Origin of the sequence: Klebsiella sp. A-Nf5 (assembly GCF_002810545.1) — a bacterium.
Taxonomy (GTDB): Bacteria; Pseudomonadota; Gammaproteobacteria; order Enterobacterales; family Enterobacteriaceae; genus Klebsiella; species Klebsiella variicola.
The window spans coordinates 1-844 of sequence record NZ_PIOG01000181.1; the positions used below are offsets into that span (position 1 = coordinate 1).

An 844-nucleotide genomic window follows, 5' to 3' on the forward strand; every position below is an offset into this window, starting at 1 on the left:
ATTTGAAATGGCTGCGATTTTGTAGTTGTCGTCGTTATCACATGGATGAGACATAATAACGGAGATGGGCAGGTGAGGGAAACCGACGAAAGCGCGCGGCGCGATCCGGATTCCAGTTGCAGAGAGGGTTGAGACATAACAAGCCAGCATCGGGATGTGCGGTTACCGGTCAGAAAAAGACATATCCGATATTCCCCTGGTATACGTAATGGCAGCAGTTAGCGACGATCCTTGATATACTGAAACCATCAGGTGAATGAAACGGGAGATGCCATGAGTTACAACAAAAAAGTTCAGGCCGCATACGCCAGACCTTCCCGCGCTGACATCGCGCGTTCTGTTGCGACATCAACCGCGGTCGAGACAGGGCAACCATCAGCCAGAGTTGAAGTGAGTCTTGAAGCGGCACGCAAAAAATATGCGCATCTTCGTCTTGCCTAATCTCTTCTTAAGGCCTTGCTGACCCAGTGTTTCATCGGTCGATAGTCCAGAGTCAAACCCGCATGGATAGCCGATATATACTGGGTTTTGTTTTGTTCCCAGCTTTGATAATCCAGCGGTTTATAGCCAGCCTGCACAGCCATCACATCGGCTAATAATCGTGATAAACGCCCGTTACCCTCTCTGAACGGATGGATGAGGATCAATTCAACATGGGTGACTGCGATAGCTTCTATGAGCTGCAATTCATTCATGCCTGAACAAGGCGTATAATGTGCAAGGTATTTCTTATCAAAATCGTTTAGCAGTTTCGCCAACTGCGCTGAAGGGGCGAACATAAAATCGCCTTTGCTGATATTGACCGTTCTTTCCTGGCCTGCCCATGCATAGATATTGCCTAACC

Annotated in this window: 2 protein-coding genes; one reads left to right on the plus strand and one right to left on the minus strand. The window is 48.3% G+C overall.

What is annotated here, in order from left to right:
- Window positions 1-273 precede the first annotated feature (273 nt).
- On the plus strand, window positions 274-441 hold the full coding sequence (locus tag CWM53_RS31235; RefSeq protein ID WP_165451328.1) for a hypothetical protein: 168 nt from the start codon (window positions 274-276) through the stop codon (window positions 439-441).
- Here CWM53_RS31235 and CWM53_RS19570 read toward each other — a convergent pair.
- Window positions 438-844 (minus strand): Fic/DOC family protein (locus CWM53_RS19570; RefSeq protein ID WP_100750835.1); only part of this gene is annotated, 407 nt, incomplete at its 5' end. The genes CWM53_RS31235 and CWM53_RS19570 overlap by 4 nt on opposite strands.